The organism is Halanaerobium kushneri (assembly GCF_900156285.1).
Taxonomy (GTDB): domain Bacteria; phylum Bacillota; class Halanaerobiia; order Halanaerobiales; family Halanaerobiaceae; genus Halanaerobium; species Halanaerobium kushneri.
The window spans coordinates 1-16,088 of record NZ_FTNC01000038.1 but is presented as its reverse complement, the minus strand read 5'-3'; the positions used below and the strand labels follow the sequence as shown (position 1 = coordinate 16,088).

16 protein-coding genes are annotated in these 16,088 nt (G+C 33.8%); 1 reads left to right on the top strand and 15 read right to left on the bottom strand.

Annotation, left to right across the window (positions count from 1 at the left end; all coding sequences use genetic code 11):
• Positions 1 to 314: 314 nt before the first annotated feature.
• From BW929_RS14465 to BW929_RS14415, 11 genes are all read right to left on the bottom strand, one after another.
• Positions 315 to 977: a GTP pyrophosphokinase gene (locus BW929_RS14465; RefSeq protein WP_076546182.1), complete on the bottom strand. Its 663-nt coding sequence runs from the start codon at positions 975 to 977 to the stop codon at positions 315 to 317.
• Positions 978 to 1,128: 151 nt separating this feature from the next.
• On the bottom strand, positions 1,129 to 2,451 hold the full coding sequence (locus BW929_RS14460; protein WP_076546181.1) for an NAD(P)/FAD-dependent oxidoreductase: 1,323 nt from the start codon (positions 2,449 to 2,451) through the stop codon (positions 1,129 to 1,131).
• Between the two features lie 187 nt (positions 2,452 to 2,638).
• A complete protein-coding gene (gene pepT, locus BW929_RS14455; RefSeq protein ID WP_076546180.1) occupies positions 2,639 to 3,853 on the bottom strand; it encodes a peptidase T in 1,215 nt (404 codons plus the stop codon).
• Positions 3,854 to 4,066: 213 nt separating this feature from the next.
• Positions 4,067 to 4,882, bottom strand: a complete 816-nt coding sequence (locus tag BW929_RS14450) for an alpha/beta hydrolase (RefSeq protein WP_076546179.1) — start codon at positions 4,880 to 4,882, stop codon at positions 4,067 to 4,069.
• Between the two features lie 166 nt (positions 4,883 to 5,048).
• Positions 5,049 to 6,638 carry a GGDEF domain-containing protein gene (locus BW929_RS14445; RefSeq protein WP_159437168.1) on the bottom strand — a complete coding sequence of 530 codons (1,590 nt, stop codon included), beginning with the start codon at positions 6,636 to 6,638 and terminating at the stop codon, positions 5,049 to 5,051.
• A 177-nt stretch (positions 6,639 to 6,815) separates the two neighbouring features.
• Positions 6,816 to 7,751 (bottom strand): 1-phosphofructokinase family hexose kinase, encoded by a 936-nt coding sequence (locus tag BW929_RS14440; protein WP_076546177.1) that lies wholly within the window; start codon positions 7,749 to 7,751, stop codon positions 6,816 to 6,818.
• A 177-nt stretch (positions 7,752 to 7,928) separates the two neighbouring features.
• Positions 7,929 to 8,432, bottom strand: coding sequence for a hypothetical protein (locus BW929_RS14435; RefSeq protein ID WP_076546176.1), 504 nt, complete (start codon positions 8,430 to 8,432; stop codon positions 7,929 to 7,931).
• A gap of 107 nt (positions 8,433 to 8,539) precedes the next feature.
• Positions 8,540 to 8,983, bottom strand: a complete 444-nt coding sequence (locus BW929_RS14430; protein WP_076546175.1) for a deoxycytidylate deaminase — start codon at positions 8,981 to 8,983, stop codon at positions 8,540 to 8,542.
• A gap of 95 nt (positions 8,984 to 9,078) precedes the next feature.
• A complete protein-coding gene (locus tag BW929_RS14425; RefSeq protein WP_076546174.1) occupies positions 9,079 to 9,585 on the bottom strand; it encodes a hypothetical protein in 507 nt (168 codons plus the stop codon).
• Positions 9,586 to 9,644: 59 nt separating this feature from the next.
• Positions 9,645 to 9,809 carry a helix-turn-helix domain-containing protein gene (locus BW929_RS14420; RefSeq protein WP_084566238.1) on the bottom strand — a complete coding sequence of 55 codons (165 nt, stop codon included), beginning with the start codon at positions 9,807 to 9,809 and terminating at the stop codon, positions 9,645 to 9,647.
• Positions 9,810 to 10,029: 220 nt separating this feature from the next.
• Complete coding sequence (locus tag BW929_RS14415; protein ID WP_076546173.1) at positions 10,030 to 10,635, bottom strand: hypothetical protein; 606 nt, start codon at positions 10,633 to 10,635, stop codon at positions 10,030 to 10,032.
• 256 nt (positions 10,636 to 10,891) lie between these two features.
• On the opposite strand from BW929_RS14415, the gene BW929_RS14410 reads away from it, so the two are divergent.
• A complete protein-coding gene (locus BW929_RS14410) occupies positions 10,892 to 11,908 on the top strand; it encodes a mechanosensitive ion channel family protein (RefSeq protein ID WP_076546172.1) in 1,017 nt (338 codons plus the stop codon).
• A gap of 53 nt (positions 11,909 to 11,961) precedes the next feature.
• Here the strand turns inward: BW929_RS14410 and BW929_RS14405 are convergent, their stop codons facing one another.
• The 4 genes from BW929_RS14405 to BW929_RS15405 form a co-directional block, all read right to left on the bottom strand.
• A complete protein-coding gene (locus BW929_RS14405; protein WP_234978120.1) occupies positions 11,962 to 13,032 on the bottom strand; it encodes an SAM-dependent methyltransferase in 1,071 nt (356 codons plus the stop codon).
• A gap of 135 nt (positions 13,033 to 13,167) precedes the next feature.
• A complete protein-coding gene (recQ, locus tag BW929_RS14400; protein WP_076546170.1) occupies positions 13,168 to 14,943 on the bottom strand; it encodes a DNA helicase RecQ in 1,776 nt (591 codons plus the stop codon).
• Between the two features lie 32 nt (positions 14,944 to 14,975).
• Positions 14,976 to 15,335, bottom strand: a complete 360-nt coding sequence (locus BW929_RS15410; protein ID WP_200805256.1) for an alpha-amylase family protein — start codon at positions 15,333 to 15,335, stop codon at positions 14,976 to 14,978.
• Entirely contained in the window at positions 15,284 to 15,640 is a 357-nt protein-coding gene (locus BW929_RS15405; protein ID WP_200805255.1) for a hypothetical protein, read from the bottom strand. Before BW929_RS15405 ends, BW929_RS15410 begins: the two co-directional genes overlap by 52 nt.
• Between the last annotated feature and the right edge of the window lie 448 nt (positions 15,641 to 16,088).

The window sequence follows — 16,088 nt, the reverse complement described above, 5'->3', positions numbered from 1 at the left end:
AGTGATTGCTCCTTATTTATTGGGATTTGGACAAAGACTATCCTAATCCCAATTATAAGGAGTTTTTCTATTTTAAGCAAGTATTCTCGCTGAAACTAGAACTTGACTTTTCTTAAATATTTTTATGCAATGCTAGTGAATATCTCTATTAATATTTTATTCTTGATAAAGAAATCTATTCCTTTTTTAGTACTAATCCAGCATTTTATAAAGGAGATCCATTTTTTATTAGAAATATTAACTGTGATTTAGGAGATATTAAATTTCCAGAACTATCAGTTACATAGGAGCTAAATTTTAGAGCGTAATTTTTATTATTGTTCTTTTGAATACTGTTCCAAGTCCCTTTTGATATTGAGCATCTGCTGGTCGAGTTTCTTTATCATTTCGGCAGATTCTTTTAGTTTCTGAGGAATCTCATCTGGAGCATCGTTTTTGTACTTATAATAAATCTTATGTTCCAAGCTGGCCCAAAAATCCATGGCAATAGTTCTGATCTGGATTTCAACCTTAGTCATCCGGGCCTGACTGCTTAAAAAAATAGGCAGTTGAATTAATAAATGCAGGCTCCGGTAGCCGTTCTCCTTCGGGTTTTTGATATAATCTTTGACCTTTAAAACCTCAATATCATCCTGAGCCTTAATCATTTCTAAAATCTTATAGATATCATCGGTAAAAGAACAGATAATCCTAATTCCGGCTATATCATTGATCTTAGTTTTAGCATTTTCAAGATTAACCTCATAACCCTTGCGCTCCAATTTTTCAATGATGCTGTCTGGTTTTTTAACTCTGCTTTTAATATGTTCAATTGGATTGTGATCATGAATTATTTTAAATTCATTATTTAAAATCTTAAGTTTGGTGTTTACTTCCTCGATTGCTGACTCATGCATAAAGATCAGCTCTCTCCACTCTTTAAAACCATAATGGTCAGCTATGTTCATTAACTGTTCTTTACTAATATTTGATTCCATTTAATTCACTCCTGTGTTTATTAAATATTATTTTTACACAAATTTAATTATATCATTTAAAGTTTAGAAGTAAATTAATTTTACGAATTTAAAAAAATCCTGCTCCAATTAAGGAAACAGGATTTTGAATGCATTTATTTTATATTAATTTCTAGCTGTCCAGCTTTTTGACTGCTTCTTCTGCAGCTTTAACCAGGAGATTGTGTGCAGGATAAAATGACTGATAGGGCTGAGCTGAATAATTGAAATCTAAGAGCTGATCAACATTGAGCCCGTACTGCACGGTCATTGTTATCTTATCAACCTTATCGGTCACCGGCTCACCACTAATTATCTGGCCTCCCAGCACTCTGCGGTCAGCTTTATTGACAATCAACTTTAATTTAACATCTTTAGCAAAGGGCATAATCGGAAAGGCAGTTTTAAACTCGGACTGAGCAGTAACAATCTCATACTTTTCTGCAGCCAGCTTTTCAGTCAGCCCTGTGCCACCAACATAGAATTTACCAACTTTAGTAGCAGCACCATTATAGAACCCTTTATAACTTCTGTTTCCATCCAGTAAATTTGCAGCCAGCACTCTGCCCATTGCAACAGCATTGGTTGCCAGTTTACCGGAAATCACTTCATCTGTAATTCCGCTTTCAAACTGCACACAGTCTCCTGCAGCATAGACATCTTCAATATTAGTTTCCATCTTATCGTTAACTAAAATTCCATCAGCAGCGATTTCTAGATCGCTGTCTTTGAGAAAATCAACATTGGGCTTCATTCCTACTGCAAAAACAACTAGCTCACTTGCAATTTCTTCTTCATTATCCAGCATAACTGCCTCCAGAGCAGAATCACCTTTCAGCTCAACTACTCTTTGATCAAGATATAAGTTAATGCCGAGCTCTTTTAATTCTTTCTCTGCTGCTTCGGCAATCTCTGGATCAAGCATATTGGGCAGCACAGTCGGCATCATGTCGATTAAATTGGTCTTAATCCCCTTCTCATTTAAAGCCTGGGCCAGCTCAATACCAATTGCCCCTGCTCCAACAACAGAAACATTTTCGACTCCACTGTTAACAGTATCCAGTATTTTTTTAAGATCATCTTCACTCTTAAAAGTCATAACTCCATCCAGCTCTGTTCCTGCAATTGGCGGCAGAATTGGATCAGCTCCAGTCGCAATAATCAGCTCATTATAGTCATACTGATCACCTTTTGCAGTCTTAACAGTTTTATTTTCAAAATTAATATCCACTGCCAGATCCCGGATTAAATCTGCCCCGGTATCAGTTACAATCGAATCCGTCTTTAGAGTCTTCTCATAGGGCAGCAGATCTTCTATCACATATGGCATCGCACAGTAGATCATCGAATGGTCCTCAGGCCTCATGATTCCAATATCTCTCTTGTTTTTTATATTTTTAGTTAAAGTAATTCCAGCCGGTCCTCCACCAATAATCAAAAGATCGTAATTCTTCAAAAAATATCCCTCCAAAAATTTATATTCATTATTTACGATATAAATTATAATATAATAATGAACATATGTCAATAAAAATAACAAATTAATTGAGAATAGTTTTCAAATAATACAGTAAAAAAGCCCCCCTCATTCAGAGAAGAGCTCATTGATCAGCGGCTATTTTTTTAAGATCAAGCTGCTTTTATTAATTCTGAACCGCATTTTCTGCAATCTTAACTATTAATTCGGCAGCTTTTTTCATATTCTCCACCGGAATAAATTCAAATCGGCCGTGGAAGTTATAACCTCCGGCAAATAAATTGGGAGTCGGCAGGCCCAGATAGGAAAGTCGAGCTCCATCTGTTCCTCCTCTGATCGGTTTGATATCTGCTTTAATCCCCAGCTCCTCCATTGATTTTTCCGCCAGCTCAATAATCTCAAAATGAGGCTCCACCTTTTCTCTCATATTATAATAGCTGTCTTCAATCTCAACTTCTATTCGCTCACCGTACTTGCCATTTAGAAAGTCGACTACCTTTTCCATTAAGGCCTTCTTTTCTGCAAAGCCTTCGCGGGAAAAATCTCTGATAATATAACTCATTTCAGTATAATCCACACTACCCTCAAGTTCAATTAAATGATAAAAACCTTCATAACCTTCAGTGTGTTCTGGAACTTCTGCAGCCGGCAGCATAGAATCTAATTCCATCGCAATTTTCATTGAATTGACCATCATATTTTTGGCTGTACCCGGATGCACATTTTTTCCTTGAATTTTTAGATCAGCACTGGCTGCATTAAAATTCTCATACTGCAGCTCACCAAGTGGTCCACCATCTAAGGTATAGGCAAAATCAGCTCCAAAAGCCTCTACATTAAAATGATCAGCACCTCTCCCTATTTCCTCGTCCGGGGTAAAGCCAACTTTAATCGTTCCGTGCTCAATCTCTGGATTTGAAATTAAATAATCGAGAGCAGTCATTATTTCTGCTATTCCGGCCTTATCATCTGCCCCTAAAAGGGTAGTTCCATCTGTGGTGATCAGCCTTTTCCCTTCTAAATCTTTTAAGGCCGGAAACTCAGCCGGACTCAGACTGTACTGATCATTTAATTTAATCTCTCCTCCCTGATAATCAACTATTTGAGGATTGGTAACTTTACCATCTAAATCGGGACTGGTATCTAAGTGGGCTATCAGGCCGATAGTTGGAACTTCTTTATCTGTATTCGCAGGCAGTTCCCCGTAAATATAGCCATTTTCATCCTGAATTACATTTTTAAGTCCCAGTTCATTCAATTCTTCAACCAGAAGTTTTCCCAGTTTAAGCTGACCTTCAGTGCTGGGAACAGTTTCGGAATCTAAATCAGATTTTGTATCTACTGCTATATACCTTTTAAATCTTTCTATTATTTTTTCCATATTTTTCAGCTCCTATATTTATTTTATCTATCTATAAATAAATCTTCGTTAAAGAGCACTGACTTCCTGCTTTTTAATTCCATTCTTCATCCTCTGATCCAGGCAGGTTAAAAACAAAATTTAGCATATTTTAAAATAAATAAAAACCCGACTGCTCAATTAAAGGCTGCCGGGAGTTAAGTCAATCTTAATAATTTTTCTAATTTAACTTGATTAAATTCTCTCCTTAAGCCACTTAATAATATCTCTGATCACTTCCTCCTTCTCTTTTTCATTTAAGATTTCATGATAGAGCTCTGGATAGGTTTTTAGTTTTTTATCTTGAGATGAAATATGTTTATAGAATTTTTCTGAACAGACTGGATCAACAATTTTATCTTCTTCCCCGTGCAGAATTAAAACTGGATATTTAAATTCACTAAAGTTATTTACCAGCCAGGGGATACCTTCATCCATCAATACTTTCATCAGCTTTAGAGTGGTAAATTCTGAAACATAGGGATCTTTTTTATAATCATCTACCACATACTCGGACCGGGATATTAAATTCCCCAGTTCATTAGGCAGAGTCATATCCGGATTTTCTTCTAGACTGATATCATTTAATTCACTGAAAGCATCAAGAGTATTTGTTGCAGCATCTGTTAGTATTTGACCGTTTAATTTATCAGGATATTTTATTCCATAACCTGCAGCGATAAAGCCCCCCATGCTGTGACCAAGCATAAAAATTGGGAGATCAGGATTTTCTTTTTTAATTATATTAACAATAGTATCAGCGTCATCAAGATAAGTATTAAAATCATTTATATAAGACTGTGCTCCATCTGATCTGCCGTGACCCCGATTATCAAATCTGTAAACATTAAATCCCTCTCCGTTAAATCTTCCAGTCAGATAATCATACCTACCCTGATGTTCATTTAATCCATGCACAATAACAACAACAGCTTCGGGATCATCAACTAAATCCCGACGCAGAAATATTTCCTGATCATCAAATGTATCAATATATTCACTATTATGCATCTTAAAACCTCCTTTTTTATTAAATTAATTTAAAATCTTTATTAATAATATTAGCGTTTTAAAATATAAATCCTTTATTTTTATTTGCAATGTATTAAACCCGGTCAAAACCTCAAAAGTTTGGGCATCATCATTTAGATTTTTTCAGACTTCATCTAGTAATATCTTAGCTTTCTACTCTATCCCTCCCCTTTGCTTTAGCTTTATATAAAAGATCATCTGCCTTTTTAATTAACTGATGGCTGAGGTCATCGTCAAATTGGGCAGTTCCAAAACTGGCAGTCAACCTTAAATCCTGACCTTTTATTTCTGCTTTTTTGATTTTTTGACGCAGTTTTTCTGCCACAAGCGATGCTTTTTCGAGTTCTGTTTCTGGTAAAATCAATAAAAATTCTTCTCCCCCATATCTGCCTACTAAATCCAATTTTCTTGTATTTTCCTGTAATATATATCCTATTTTTTTTAAAACCTGATCGCCAAACTGATGACCATAACTGTCGTTTATATCTTTAAAGAAGTCAAGATCCATCATTATAACAGAAAGATTTCTCTGATATCTTCTACACTTCGCTAACTCTTTTTCTAAAAGTTCTAAAATACGCCTTCGATTAAAAAGCCCTGTAAGTTCATCTGTAATAACCATTTTTCTTAACTCTTTAGTTCGTGCTCTGACCTTTTCTTCTAATTCCCTGTTCAGTTTTTCTATTTTTTTCTTTTCTTTATATTTAAAATAGAAAATAATTAGAAGGACTACAATAATTGCAGCCAAAAATATTAATCCCCAGAATAAAAACTGATAGTTTTTCTCCAAAAAAGGCTCCGGCTGATTTATTATTTTGCTATTGGCAGGTAATTCATCTTTATTGATATCAAATTCTTTTAATTCTAAATAATCGAAAAAATAATCATTACCGTTATCATAAACTACTTTGCCAGATAAATCTTTTTGATCACTGATAATTTTCTTAGCCATCAGGGCAGCTTCTCTTCCCTGAGCCTGAGCAGAAATCAACTTGCCGCCTACTATTCCTTTACCAAGAAAAAAATCCCAGGCCCCATAAATTGGATTATTACTGACACCTCTAATGATATTAATTCCCTGATTATAGGAAATAAAATTTCCATTTTTATCTCTGTTTAATACCAGAAGATAAATAACATTGTTTTTATCCATTTTAACTAATCTGTTCTGAAGTTCATCAATTGTAAAAGAATCCCAAATTTCGTAATCAAGCCTGTTTTCATATTCTTTTAAAATCAATTTTAGTTCTGATTTAATGTTTTTTCCTGTCAGAGTCTGATCGTTGATAATAATCAATTTATTTAAATCAGGATGCAGTTTTAAAATCAAATTAATTATCTTTCTATGTTCTGCCTTTTCTACTATTCCACAGATATCTTCGTGATTTTTTAGAAGATTTTTATTTAAATTATTGACTCCACAGAATATTACCGGTGTTTGAGGATATAATTCCTCTCCATACTTAAGAATAAAATTAAAAGCTGCATTATCTGAAACAATTATTGCATCAAAATTAATAATTCTGGCTTTTTCCCGATAAAGTGAAATTAATTTTTCGTAATATTTCTGGCTGTAATTTCTTTTTGTATCAAGATATTCATAATATATTTTGACTTCATCTTTATAAGGAAAAACTGACCTTATCCCTTCCGAAATTTGGTCTGTCCATTCCAGACCCTGATGATAGGAATGCAGAACAAGAATATTTTTTTTTGCTGCTGCATCGACTGTCATTAAAAAAGGCACTGTGATTAAGAGTAAAATAATAATTAAATTTTTAATTTTAATCACCCCTATCTTTTAGGTCAATAAAAAAATCCAGTTTATTAGTATTATTCGATAATAATCTCATTATTCCTTTAAGTTTACAAAAAGCTCTTCCCAATTTGAGAAGAGCTTTAAAAATTATTCTTAATTATTTTCACTTATTTTTTGATATAGTCTTTCTGTATCTTCTTTTGTACATAATTCAGTACCTGGTGTCATAACTGCAGCAGAACCGGCAGCCAGGCCATAATGAAATGACTCTTTTAAGCTTTCCCCTCTAGCAAGACTGAGTACAATTCCCGCTACCATACTGTCTCCTGCCCCCACTTTACTTTTTATTGGTACAGTTGGAGGTCGCATAAATTCTGCCTTCTGGTCGTTAACCAGCAGGGCTCCTCCTGCTCCAATCGAAATTACAATCGCCTGGCAGCATCTGTCTTCTACAAATTTTAAAGCAGCTTCTTTAATCTCATCTTCATCCTGCAATTCTCTACCTACAAGTTCCTGAAATTCTCCCAGATTGGGCTTTATTAAATATACCCCTTCTTTTATTACTGATTTTAACGGTGGACCTGAAACATCTACTATTACCTTTGCCTTTCTTTTTTTAGCAAATGCTGCCATTTCTGCATAAATATCAGCACTTACTCCTGCAGGGATACTGCCACTGATTACAAAATAATCTGGAAAAGGATCCAGATCAGACATGACTTCAAAGATTTTATTATATTCCTGCTCACTGATTTCTGGTCCAGGCATTCCAAATCTATACTGAAGATTGGATGTTTTCTCATTGATAATTAAATTCTCTCTGCTTTCTGCTTCAATTTCAACAGCACGTATGTTTAAATTTTCATCAGCCAGTAATTTGTCCAATTTTTTACCAGTAAAACCTCCCGAAGTATAAAGAAGCAAAGAACTTCCGCCCAGCTTATGGATTGCCCGCGAAACATTAATTCCACCACCACCAGGTTCAAAAATAGGCTGATCACAATAAAGTTTGTCTTCTGCTTTAACATGCTCAACACTGGAACTTTTATCAACAGCCGGATTTAAAGTAAATGTTACAATTTTTTTCATTTTTTTCTCCTTTCCGTAATTAAATTTGAAAAAAATATCTTTTAATCTCGAACTACCCTCCTACATATATTCCGCTGACAAATAATTGTTTAAGGAGTCTTTATTAAAAAATACCCAGCAGTTTCAGATAACTACTGAGTATTTTATACTCTTATACTCATTTTATATTAAATTATATTAATCATCTTCTCTCTCTTCATGATCATCATCTTTGTTATTATCATCTTTGTGATCATCATCTCTATGATCATCGTCATCATCATTATGATCATTATCATTCTCATCATCTCTATCATTTTCATGGTCATTCTCATCATCTTTTTGATAATCATCATCACTATCATTCATAAAATCATTGTCTTTACTGTCATCATTGTTAATTTGACTATCTTCATTATTTGAATCATCTAGATTGATAAATTCATTATTCAAATCATTATAGCCATTATTAGAGTCTAAAATCTGAGATATTTCGTCCAAATTAACTCCTTCATCATAGTATAATTCGATTGCCCGATCAAGAATTTCTTCTTTTTCATTAGAATTAAGATTTTGGTTACCCGAAATTTTTTCAATAATTTGATCAAAATTAGAAGTATCTTGAGCACCTACTGGTAAAGCTGTCATTAAAGCTGTAAAAATTAGTAAAGAAACAAAAAATATTGATAAATATTTTCTCATATCTAACATTCCTCCTTAATATCTTAATATGTTTTAAGTATAATATATCAAATATGCTGAAAAATAGTAAGCATCCAACACTCTGTAAAATTTTAAAAATATAATTATTATAAGAATTTAATTAAGTCAATATTTGATTTTTCCAGTAGTTTTTCAGCAAATGGATCAGAATAAGCATGTTTAAAATATATTTTTTCAATTCCTGCATTAATCAAAATCTTAGTACAAATAATACAGGGCTGATGGGTACAGTAAACTGTTGATCCTTCAGTTTCTACCCCGTGAAATGCCGCTTGGGCAACTAAATTTTGTTCAGCATGAACTCCGCGGCAGATTTCATGCCTCTGACCACTCGGGACTTTCTTCTCTTCTCTCAGACAGCCAGTAACTTCGCAATGTGGAATTTCTTTAGGTGCTCCATTGTATCCTGTTGCAAGAACTTTTTTATTCTTTACTAAAACTGCTCCAACTTTTCTTCTAAGACAGCTTGCACGACTGGAAGCAAGTTCTGCCATTTCCATAAAATAATCATTCCAGTTCGGTCGATTCAAATTAATCACTCCTGTATAAAATATCCTGTTTCAAAAATAAAATTTTTAAAAATATTATTGAAAAAAAGCCAATATCTCTATTGGCTGCTAATAAGTTATGAAACAACTTCTTCATTTTGCCTTGCTCTAATAATTTTCAATTCTTTTTCTGCCTGCAAAAATTCTTTTAAATAATCCCCTACTACCTCTAAATGCTTTTTTTCCTGGAGCAGATCATCGATTAATTCTCTTATCTTATCCAGAGATTCAATCCGACTAAGACTGAGTTTTGTTACCAATTTTTTGTCATTAAATAATTTACTGCAGTTAACAAATCTAATCAGTTCTTCTTCTGTTATCTGATGGGGATGACTACCTTCAAGTTCCAGACATTTTCTGGCTTCAGCAATTTCGGAAAGTTTATATTTTCTTTTAAGTCTTAAAGTTGTTAAAATCTCAGTTGTTACTATATCTGGATAAAGGGCACTGCCATTTTTTATCTTTACCCGGGAAATCACTCCTTCTCTGGACCAGTCACGAAGTCTAAGATCAGTATAAATCAAAGGCATTTCTTCCCCTCTAGCTTCTTCAACAAGCTTTCGAGCCATAGTTAAAGAAATCATAAATACCAGATCCTTCCCTTTATTACTAACATTAAATCTTAAATTAGTCTGATTATCAATTAATTATCAACCTCTCTAAAAAAATCCTGCAGATGGCCTTCAGTAATTCTCCATTTCCGAGCAACCTTTTTTGCTTTCAATTCTTTGCGTTTTATTAACTTCAAAACTGAATTTCTGGAGATTTTTAGCATATCAGCAACCTCATCTGTAGTATATACATTCATCTAAAATCTCTCCTTTCCTTACAGTTAAATTATAGCACAGGACCTTAGTATTTTCAATATTTTTAATACTCTTTGAACATGTTTTGGTATGCTTTTGAAATATTATGAATAGGCTTCCTTAAACTTAAACTTTACTCAAATTATAAAGTTGTATTTAATATTTAAGCCGGACTAAAATTTAATAGTCCGACTTAAATGAATTTATATTTTAAAGCTTATTTTAATAATCATCATTGCTAATATAAAGCTTTAAACTTTTTAAATAATCAATATCATAGGGAGAACTTTCCTTAAAAATTAAAGCCCTGATAAAAGCAATTTTAGGACTTAATGATTTTTCAGATTCTTTATTTTTATTTAAATTAATCTGATAACGCCTTTCCTTACTGCGGCTAACAATTACAAAAGCATCTTCCTTATCTGTAAAAGTATAAACATAATTTTCAGCATCAAAAACTGCATTATCTTCAGCAAAGGCAATATAATAATACTGGCTGTCATTAAACTCAAAGGTTGCAATTTTATAATTTTCTATCAAATATTTCAATCTGGACTCAGTCAACTGCAACTCAATGCCCTTAATATAACCATTATTATCCAGGTCATTCTGAAATTCTTCTATAAAATCTCCATCCATAATTGCATCATTATATTTTTTATTAGGCCAGTTAAGTTTATTTAATTTAAGATAAACACTGTCCACTACTTCTATAGGCTGATTTGATGCTATCAGTCTACTTTTATCAAAACTATAATCATAGTTATTACTAAATTTCTGCAGATAAATATATCCCATATCACAGCTTTGATCACAGGTAATATCCATTTTTATGCCTCCTTATCTAAATATACTTTCTATATTTATAATTAAAACCCTGCCCGGGAGCCTATTTTTGCAATTTTATTTCTAAATAATATTATAACAAATTTAAATAAAAACTTTAATCTAAAATTAGGAAAATACAATATATTAGTAGAAAATAAAATGAGATTGTTAGTGTAAAATAAAAGTGGGATTTAAGAATTTGAATTTTATCCGTCTGGGATTTATAATTATAGTAATTGAAAGAGGTGGTGACTCAATGTATTTAAATTTTTTATTTTCGCTTGTGGCTTTTACAGTTATTTATTTTATTTTACTCTATTCAACCAGATTTATTTTAAAAGACTTAAGTGAAAAAAGATATAAACAGATCAGAGAAAATCTTAAAATTCCGCTGCTTTACCTATTTTTAAATGTTGCTCTTTTAATCCCATTTTATTACCTTAATCAGAGCAATGAAATTCTTGCTTTTTTAAATCATCTTTTACGAATAACAATTATATTTCTAATTAGCTGGTTTATTATTCGATTGATGCATTTAATCAGGCTTTATCTTGATGACACTCACAAAATTGATGTCAGCAATAATTTAAGAGCCCGCAAAATACATACTCAATACAGAATCTTAGAAAGAGTAATTAAAGTATTGATTATTTTTATTGCAGTTGCTGCTGCTTTAATGACCTTTGATTCGATTAGACAGGTTGGAATCAGCTTATTTGCTTCTGCCGGGGTGGCCAGTATTATTATTGGTTTTTCAGCTCAGAAAATAATTGCCTCAATAATTGCCGGGATTCAGCTTGCTATTGCCCAGCCAATTAGGGTTCAGGATGTAGTAATTGTCAATGGAGAGTGGGGTTGGATTGAAGAAATTAATTTAACCTATGTTGTAGTTAAGGTCTGGGATCGCAGAAGATTGGTTGTTCCCACCACCTATTTTATCGACAATATTTTTCAAAATTGGACTCGTAAATCCTCTTTCATTCTGGGAACAGTTTTTTTATACACAGATTACACAATTTCTGTTGATGCGGTTAGAGAAGAACTGGATCGCCTTTTAGAAGATAATAAACTCTGGGATGGCAAGGTTAAAGTGGTTCAGGTTACAGATGCCAGCGAAAAATCTATGGAATTAAGAATTCTGGTTAGTGCTGATGACTCTCCAACTGCCTGGGAATTAAGAGTCTTTTTGAGAGAAAAACTCATCAAATTTATTCAAGAAAATTATCCAGAAAGTCTGCCCAGAACCAGAGTTGAATTTCCCGAAGATAAATAAAAACCATACACAAATAAATATGTATGGGTACACTTTATTAATAGACACTACATTTATTTCTGGAATAAATAATGGCTAATAAACCACTCATCTCCACCATTGTAGCCAAAAAATTCAGCTGAAGACATGAAAAATAGCCGCCAGTAATTCCACCACTTCTCAGCTGCCTGAGCTCCATAGGTTGATTCTAAAATAGGATAAATAGACTGTTTTTTCTGATCCATAATTGCAAGCCAGGCCTCTAAAGTTTTTTGATAGTGAATACCTGATACTACCCACTGCTTTTCTAAGCTAAGATCACTGCTGAAATAATGGAGCAGATCCTGACTGGGCATTGTACCTCCACTAAAAAAATAACGGGCCATCCAGTCAGTATTTTTGCTGTCCTGATAGGTAAAGGGATAAAATTGATGCGTAAAAATATGAATAAATAGTTTGCCTTTATCAGTTAAAAAGCTGCTTACCTTCTGCATTAACTTCTGATAGTTACGCATATGTTCGAACATCTCTACCGATACTATCCGATCAAATCTGGCATCTGTAGTAAAATTATTGATATCTGCTTTAACTGCCCTTAGATTCTTAATTCTGTTTTTGGCCGCCAGCTGATTAATATAATTTATCTGCAGCTTTGAATTTGACATGGCAATAATCCTAGAGTCAGGAAATTTCTTTGCCAGATAAAAAGAAAGTGAGCCCCAGCCGCAGCCAAGTTCTAAAATATTCTGTCCGTTTTCAATTTCTGCTCTTTCTGCTGTCAGTTTGAGTATCTCATCTTCAGCCTGATCAAGCCTCTGCTGCAGATCATCTTCTTTTTTTAACTTTTTATAACTTAAATCATCATTCCAGTAGCAGCAGCTGTACTTTAAATTTCTGCCCAGAATTTTCTCAAAAAACTCTGGTGGAAGTTCATAGTGCTGCTCATTGGCAGCTTCAGTCTGGACAGCAATCGGCTGTGTTTTTAAATTTTCTATAAAACTTTTTAAGTAATTAAAGCGAGCTTCAATTCCAATCTGATTCTGCTTTTTTATTCGCTTTTTAATAACCCTTCTAATTCCTCGCCTCAATAAAAAATCGGGTACTCTTCCTTTTGCCAGAATTTTATCTAAATCCAATTTTATCACCTCAATAAGTGATTTTTAATATTATTAGTAATATTATACAGTATTTTTATTAAAATTATATTAGCTGTAAGTTATTTTCTAATAAAATAAATTAAATTTTTCTTTGTTTTATCGGTCACTATGTCCACCCATTTATTAAGAAGTATTTTCTTTAATTTTATCTAAAAAATCCTGACCGTAGCGCTTAAACTTAACTTCGCCAACACCACTTACTTTAAGCATTTCTGCCTGATTCTGCGGTAGAATCCTGCACATATCCTTTAAGGTGCTGTCGTGGAAAATAATATAGGGAGGAACTCCCTCCTTCTGAGAAATTTCTTTACGCAGCTCTTTTAAGATCATAAAGAGTTCACTTTCCTCACTGACCTGTTTTTGTTCTGCTTCAACTCTTTTTTCCACTTCAAGCTCACCATTCATAATCTGATAAGATTTTTGATTTAATTTCAACAGCGGATATTTAGCTCCTGACTGACTCAAATAATCATCAGCCACCAGCAGATTAATCAGATTTTTAATCTCTTTAATTGTATAATCCGGCATGATTCCATAGGTTGAAAGCTGATCAAAATTTGACTCTAAAATTTTCTGGCTTTTTGAACCGGCCAAAACCTTTGCTGTAACTGTGATTCCCCAGCGCTGATTTAGTCTGTAAACACAGGATAAAATTTTCTGGGCTTCAACGGTTATATCCTTTAAATCACGCTGGTCGTTACAGCTGCTGCAGTTATTACAGCTTTTGGACACCTCTTGATCTCCAAAATATTCTAAAATATAAGCACGAAGACATTTACTGGTATGACAGTAATCAACCATCTGCTGCAGTTTTTTTAAATGTTCTTCTTTTCTTTCCGGGGAAGTTTCTACCTGATCAATTAAAAATTTCTGAATATGTTTATCTCCCGGTGAGTAGAGTAAAATACAATCTGCTGGTTCACCATCACGACCGGCACGACCAGCTTCCTGATAATAGGATTCCATATTTTTGGGCATATTATAGTGGATTACAAAACGAACATTGGACTTGTCAATCCCCATCCCAAAGGCATTTGTGGCCACCACAATTTTAAGCTTGTCATAAATAAAATCCTCCTGGACTGCTGTCCGCTCCTCTTCGGTCAGACCGGCGTGATACCTGCCGATTTCATAATCCAGCTCGGCTAGCAGCTTATAAATTCTGTTGACTTCTTTTCTGGTTGCAGCATATATAATTCCCGGCTGCTCTGAATTAACTTTTAGATAATCCTTCAAAAATTGATCCTTATCAATCCCTTTTCGAAGCTTAAAGCTCAGATTAGATCTATCAAAACCACCTGTATAGATATTGGGTTTTTCCATCTGGAGCTGACTGCTGATATCCTCTCTGACTGTCGGGGTAGCTGTGGCTGTAAAAGCACTCAGAATAGGCCGCGGACTAAGTTTATCAATTACCCGCGAAATATTTAAATAGCTGGGGCGAAAATCATGTCCCCACTGTGATACACAGTGAGCCTCATCAACTGCAATCATCTCGATCTTTATCTGCTGTAGGAGCTTTAAAAAACGAAATGAATTTAATCTCTCTGGAGCAATATAAAGCATTTTATATTCTCCCCTGGAGGCAGCATTAATTCTGGCCTCCAATTCCTGGTTTGAGATCGAGCTGTTGATAAATGCTGCCCTAATTCCCATTTCTTTTAAGGCATCAACCTGATCCTTCATCAGAGAAATCAAAGGAGAAATAACAACTGTAAGCCCTTCGAAAATAAGGGCCGGGATCTGATAACAGAGTGATTTCCCTGAACCTGTAGGCATCACAGCAACTGTATCTCTGCCTTTAAGAATGTTTTCTATTAATTTCTGCTGACCTTTTCTGAAACTGCTGTAACCGTAATATTTATTTAAAATCTCTTTAATATCTGTATCTTTAGACATAAAAAATCCTTCCTTCAGATTAATTTTTTCCTTTAATCCTGGACAAATATTTCATAGTCCCTGCCCGCAACTTTCAAGCCGGAATAATAATAGTCATTCCAGTAAATAACAGCCGGATTATCCTGGAAAAGTATATAGGCATAGCCAAGTTCTTTGTTGGTAATAATGGCATCATGGTTAAAATCTCTCTCTTCTCTTTCTATATCATGGTTTGATAAAAAGTTTACCCTGTTTTCCTTGGAAACTCCTTCTAAACTCTGCACAGGGAAAAACGGGTCCATACACATTTCCTTGATGCTGTAATAAAAGGGAAAGTTAAATAAATTTATCTGACTGTGATCTATAAATTCTTCCAGAATGCGGTCATCACCATGCCAGAATTCACCCACCATAAGGTGTTATCCCTGAAATGATCAGCAAATTCCTTCGCAAAATCCCAGCGCATATCTTTGAGATTATCCAGCCTGAAGCTGTCAAAACCAATTTCATTTTTCAGCCATTCAGCCCAGTTGATCAGTTCATTTTTCATATAGTGATCATCTGAGTAATAACAGATTGTTTCCCCAAAGCTGTTGTGGCTGCTGCAGCCACCACATTCATGACAGAAGTGCTGATGATTTTTGGGGAATTTTTCTTCTTCAAACCTGGTAAAGGTTTTTTCCTCAAAGTAGGGATTCCATTCTTTATTTCCTCCCACCAGTCATCAAGACAATTCCAATAAAATGCCTGTAAAATAAGCATATATTTTTATCTCCTAATTTTATTAACTTTTATAATTTACTTTTATTTTAAAAATTATTATTTAAACTTGAATTCGGCAAGTAAAAAGTTAAAATAGTTCTTTTTAGATTTTTGCCGTTAAAAAATAATTTCAATCTATTAAAATTAAATATTTAGTCTCAATTTAAATAGCCAGTTAAATAAATTGTCCAGCTTCCAGATTTTAGACGCACTTAACTAAACTATGGTTTTCATAGCTTAAAAAATTAGTCTAAACTGTACTGGTGGTTTTAATTTAGCACCACCTTCTTTCTAAAATCTGTTAGTGCTTTTCTAAGATATTTAATTGTTTTTTCCAGCAGTTTATTTGGGGCAAAGCGGATGTGTTTGTACCAGCCGCTGCCGCAGATATTACCTGCTATTTT

Bases quoted from the DNA above. Each gene is read 5' to 3' on its own strand.
- BW929_RS14465 (WP_076546182.1), bottom strand. From the start codon at position 977: ATGGAATCAAATATTAGTAAAGAACAGTTAATGAACATAGCTGACCAT.
- pepT (WP_076546180.1), bottom strand. From the start codon at position 3,853: ATGGAAAAAATAATAGAAAGATTTAAAAGGTATATAGCAGTAGATACA.
- BW929_RS14450 (WP_076546179.1), bottom strand. From the start codon at position 4,882: ATGCATAATAGTGAATATATTGATACATTTGATGATCAGGAAATATTT.
- BW929_RS14445 (WP_159437168.1), bottom strand. From the start codon at position 6,638: ATGACAGTCGATGCAGCAGCAAAAAAAAATATTCTTGTTCTGCATTCC.
- BW929_RS14440 (WP_076546177.1), bottom strand. From the start codon at position 7,751: ATGAAAAAAATTGTAACATTTACTTTAAATCCGGCTGTTGATAAAAGT.
- BW929_RS14435 (WP_076546176.1), bottom strand. From the start codon at position 8,432: ATGAGAAAATATTTATCAATATTTTTTGTTTCTTTACTAATTTTTACA.
- BW929_RS14425 (WP_076546174.1), bottom strand. From the start codon at position 9,585: ATGATTTCTTTAACTATGGCTCGAAAGCTTGTTGAAGAAGCTAGAGGG.
- BW929_RS14420 (WP_084566238.1), bottom strand. From the start codon at position 9,809: ATGAATGTATATACTACAGATGAGGTTGCTGATATGCTAAAAATCTCC.
- BW929_RS14415 (WP_076546173.1), bottom strand. From the start codon at position 10,635: ATGGATATTACCTGTGATCAAAGCTGTGATATGGGATATATTTATCTG.
- BW929_RS14410 (WP_076546172.1), top strand. From the start codon at position 10,892: ATGTATTTAAATTTTTTATTTTCGCTTGTGGCTTTTACAGTTATTTAT.
- recQ (WP_076546170.1), bottom strand. From the start codon at position 14,943: ATGTCTAAAGATACAGATATTAAAGAGATTTTAAATAAATATTACGGT.
- BW929_RS15410 (WP_200805256.1), bottom strand. From the start codon at position 15,335: ATGGTGGGTGAATTCTGGCATGGTGATGACCGCATTCTGGAAGAATTT.